Here is a 1,773-nt window from a genome sequence, read left to right as displayed (position 1 = left end):
CTGGATGCCTTGGGTCTGAAAGTCGATGAAGGACGCGATTACCTGCGATAAGCTTCGTGGAGTTGGAAATAAACTATGATACGGAGATTTCCGAATGGGGTAACCTAACTGAGCAAACCTCAGTTGCATTTTGATGAATCCATAGTCAAATTAGCGAGACACGTTGCGAATTGAAACATCTTAGTAGCAACAGGAAAAGAAAATAAATAATGATTTCGTCAGTAGTGGCGAGCGAAAGCGAAAGAGCCCAAACCTGTAAAAAGGGGTTGTAGGACATCTTACATTGAGTTACAAAATTTTATGATAGTAGAAGAAGTTGGAAAGCTTCAACATAGAAGGTGATATTCCTGTATACGAAATCATAAAATCTCATAGATGTATCCTGAGTAGGGCGGGGCACGTGAAACCCTGTCTGAATCTGCCGGGACCACCCGGTAAGGCTAAATACTAATCAGACACCGATAGTGAACTAGTACCGTGAGGGAAAGGTGAAAAGAACCCCGAGAGGGGAGTGAAATAGATTCTGAAACCATTTACTTACAAGTAGTCAGAGCACGTTAAAGTGTGATGGCGTACATCTTGCAGTATGGGCCGGCGAGTTATGTTAATATGCAAGGTTAAGCAGAAAAAAGCGGAGCCGTAGGGAAACCGAGTCTGAATAGGGCGACTTTAGTATATTGGCATATACCCGAAACCAGGTGATCTATCCATGAGCAGGTTGAAGCTTAGGTAAAACTAAGTGGAGGACCGAACCGTAGTACGCTAAAAAGTGCCCGGATGACTTGTGGATAGCGGTGAAATTCCAATCGAACCTGGAGATAGCTGGTTCTCTTCGAAATAGCTTTAGGGCTAGCGTATAGTATTGTTTAATGGGGGTAGAGCACTGAATGTGGAATGGCGGCATCTAGCTGTACTGACTATAATCAAACTCCGAATACCATTAAAATTAAGCTATGCAGTCGGAACGTGGGTGATAACGTCCACGCTCGCGAGGGAAACAACCCAGATCGTCAGCTAAGGTCCCAAAATTGTGTTAAGTGAGAAAGGTTGTGAGATTTCATAAACAACTAGGAAGTTGGCTTAGAAGCAGCCACCTTTTAAAGAGTGCGTAATTGCTCACTAGTCAAGAGATCTTGCGCCAATAATGTAACGGGACTCAAACACAATACCGAAGCTACGGGCACATTATGTGCGTTAGGAGAGCGTTTTAATTTCGTTGAAGTCAGACCGTGAGGACTGGTGGAGAGATTAAAAGTGAGAATGCCGGCATGAGTAACGATTCGAAGTGAGAATCTTCGACGCCTATTGGGAAAGGTTTCCTGGGCAAGGTTCGTCCACCCAGGGTTAGTCAGGGCCTAAGATGAGGCAGAAATGCATAGTCGATGGACAACAGGTTAATATTCCTGTACTTGGTAAAAGAATGATGGAGTGACGAAAAAGGATAGTTCTACCACTTACTGGATTGTGGGGTAAGCAACAAGAGAGTTATATAGGCAAATCCGTATAGCATAATCTTGAGTTGTGATGCATAGTGAAGACTTCGGTCGAGTAACGAATTGAATGATTTCATGTTTCCAAGAAAAGCTTCTAGTGTTAATTTTTTATCAACCTGTACCGAGAACGAACACACGTTCCCAAGATGAGTATTCTAAGGCGAGCGAGAAAACCAATGTTAAGGAACTCTGCAAAATAACCCCGTAAGTTCGCGAGAAGGGGCGCCTATTTTTAATAGGCCACAGAAAATAGGGGGGGCAACTGTTTATTAAAAACACA

1 rRNA gene is annotated in these 1,773 nt (G+C 43.3%); it reads left to right on the top strand.

The window, feature by feature from the left end:
- Positions 1-1,773: ribosomal RNA gene (locus tag HJG39_RS19120) — 23S ribosomal RNA — on the top strand; the annotation flags it as partial.

Origin of the sequence: Alteromonas sp. a30 (assembly GCF_026788005.1) — a bacterium.
In the GTDB taxonomy this organism is placed as follows: domain Bacteria; phylum Pseudomonadota; class Gammaproteobacteria; order Enterobacterales; family Alteromonadaceae; genus Paraneptunicella.
The sequence above is the reverse complement of the archived record's forward strand: the minus strand, read 5'-3'. Positions and strand labels throughout refer to the sequence as shown.